The sequence below is a fragment of the Hydrocoleum sp. CS-953 genome (assembly GCF_002260545.1).
Lineage (GTDB): Bacteria > Cyanobacteriota > Cyanobacteriia > Cyanobacteriales > Microcoleaceae > Trichodesmium.
This window is the reverse complement of sequence record NZ_LGSU01000188.1, coordinates 1-2,382: the sequence shown is the minus strand read 5'-3', so window position 1 is coordinate 2,382 and position 2,382 is coordinate 1. Positions and strand designations below refer to the sequence as shown.

Annotated in this window: 4 protein-coding genes; 2 read left to right on the top strand and 2 right to left on the bottom strand. The window is 34.3% G+C overall.

Going from position 1 to position 2,382, the window contains the following annotated elements:
- Positions 1 to 254: 254 nt before the first annotated feature.
- Both AFK68_RS01550 and AFK68_RS01545 read left to right on the top strand, forming a co-directional pair.
- The gene (locus tag AFK68_RS01550) at positions 255 to 890 is read left to right on the top strand and encodes a hypothetical protein (RefSeq protein WP_094671089.1); all 636 of its coding nucleotides are present in this window, start codon (positions 255 to 257) and stop codon (positions 888 to 890) included.
- Between the two features lie 277 nt (positions 891 to 1,167).
- The gene (locus AFK68_RS01545; RefSeq protein ID WP_094671087.1) at positions 1,168 to 1,377 is read left to right on the top strand and encodes an RRXRR domain-containing protein; all 210 of its coding nucleotides are present in this window, start codon (positions 1,168 to 1,170) and stop codon (positions 1,375 to 1,377) included.
- Here the strand turns inward: AFK68_RS01545 and AFK68_RS01540 are convergent.
- Together AFK68_RS01540 and AFK68_RS01535 are read right to left on the bottom strand one after the other, a co-directional pair.
- The gene (locus AFK68_RS01540; protein ID WP_094671085.1) at positions 1,326 to 1,574 is read right to left on the bottom strand and encodes a metal-dependent hydrolase; all 249 of its coding nucleotides are present in this window, start codon (positions 1,572 to 1,574) and stop codon (positions 1,326 to 1,328) included. The genes AFK68_RS01545 and AFK68_RS01540 overlap by 52 nt on opposite strands.
- Positions 1,575 to 1,784: 210 nt before the next feature.
- Complete coding sequence (locus AFK68_RS01535; protein WP_371357196.1) at positions 1,785 to 2,303, bottom strand: AAA family ATPase; 519 nt, start codon at positions 2,301 to 2,303, stop codon at positions 1,785 to 1,787.
- Between the last annotated feature and the right edge of the window lie 79 nt (positions 2,304 to 2,382).

Genomic DNA, 2,382 nt, shown 5'->3' with positions numbered 1-2,382 from the left:
AACGCTATACCAAATGGCTTCTATATCCAATTAACCGGATTTGATATCACTACTTATTCCCATTGCTATTGATTATAATTACCGAAAAATTAAGGTACAAAGCCTCTCCATTCATAGAGAAAAAGCGGTCGAGACTCTCTATTTTATGTAATTTCAGATTAATTTAATAGACATATATCAATTCAGGTTGCTACTATTTTGATCATAGTACAAAAAGCTAATTGTTCCTAACTAAAATTCTAGGTAGAAAGTATATGTTTGATAACAATTCATTACTGAAAAATAGAGACTACACATTTATTTTTGCCAGAAGTCCTGAAAGCTGGTCTTCTTCCTATAAGTATTATGAACATTGGGTGGCAGCACAAACAAAAATCATTGATTTAGCAAAACATTGTCAATTATTAGATCATGATGGAATTACAGTTTACTTTGCATCTAATCCTTTTATAAAGCATACAAACACAGAAGTCATAAAATTAGCCCAACTATTTCAACTCAAAAATCCTCCCGAAACAATCGATTTAGTAAGTAGTTTACAAGATGCTATTGATGACTATTTTCAGCGTAGAGATGCAAAGCAAACTAAAAATGGAGATATTATCTTAGTATTAGTAGACAAAATATCTGACGAGCAAGAATTATTAATCGATCTAATTATGAATGCCACTGAAAAAATTGATTTAATTCCAGGTACAGAAAATAGTTATGAATTAGGAATTAGTTTTTTACAGATAGGAGAAGACCCAATTACAAAAGAACATCTGACTTACCTGGACGATCATCTTGTTGATGCTGGTGCAAAATGTGATATTGTAGATACAAAATTATGGTATGAAATTAAGCAAAAATCTCTTACAGATATTCTGATTCATGCCTTAGTTGATTAGCAAAATGTAGTCAGGAATCACCTTTGAAAAACCTAGCCAATCCTAGATATTTTTAGGAATTGTCTCTCAAAGGTTGCAGATCGAGTCTTAACTGACTACGTTGGCTGGTCACGACCACCATAAGTCAACTCCAGCTTATGTGTTGGTCGCTCTAAATTAAGGACAGCGCTATTAAGCGCCAATCGGAAGTAGGTTTTGTACCGATAGTGTTTAGAGCATCAACAAGCCTGGCCAACATGATCGAGGAACACTTTACTGAAAAGGAATAGACACCACAATGTCTAACACTAATTACCTTTTCGTTATAGATACAAACAAAAAACCATTACAACCTTGCCCACCAACTGTAGCTCGTAGATTGTTAAATTCTGGCAGAGCTGCTGTCTGGCGACGCTTTCCGTTTACTTTGATTCTCAAAAAAGCTGGAGCAAACACTCACACAATAGATGATAAACACAAACAAATCAATACAGCAATCCAACTATGAGTAATAGTTTTGTGAGCAAATCTAGCAGAAATAAATTTACTTATTGGATAAAATAATCTACCAGAAATACTCTTAGAATGGTCTATATCTGGTAGCAATGCAACTGCTCCAGCAATTCCTAAAATTACTGGATTAACAGTTTGCAAAACAGCAGCAGTACAGAGTATTGAAAAAGCTGAATGAGTAGGAGCTAGCATATTTTGTCAAGACCTCTTGGGAGTGTACCGAACTACTTGCGAACCAAATCTAGATAGTACCATTGCGCTACCACCAAGTCTTAATAATGGGTCTCTACCAGCATACGTAAATAAAGCTAGCATTGCTATTAATAGTATTATCCATTTGTCTAAAGCGAACCACCTTTGATGTTGCTGTTCTGGAGATTTAACCTCAATTCCTTCTAACTCTCAGTTAAATTCTTTGACTAATTTGATAGCTACTCCAGGGTTTCCAGAAGCTTTTTGAGCTAATTCTTTAGCATTAATTTCTATACCTAAATCGTGAGCAGTTTTATTCATTAATTGAATAATTTCTTTATCTTGTAAAGGCTCTAAATCTAAATTTACTAATTTAAAAATTACATCTTTCTCAGGCTTATTTTTACCAGTTCCGAGTATTGATTGACCAGCAATATAAAGTTTATCTAGCCACAATCTTAAAGATACTGGAATCTGAGGCAGATTATCACAAATCAAAAAACAACTTCTAGATTTTAAATGCGCAGTCAGTTCATTTCTCATTGCAGGTACAGACATAGGTTTTTCATTCTCATCATGGGGGTCTATTCCCAAATCCTCACAAACTCCTAATAGGATTTCCTTCGCTGTGCCAGGTGCCAGAGTAGCTACTGGTAATCCTTCAAATTTTAGAGACTGAGCGATCGCTTCACACAAATTTGATTTACCTGAGTCTGCCTCTCCAGTTATGTATCTTGTTACTTTTTTTACTTTTTGTGATTATGATTTACCTGAGCTTACTTATCCACTTACAAATAAAGATTTTTTT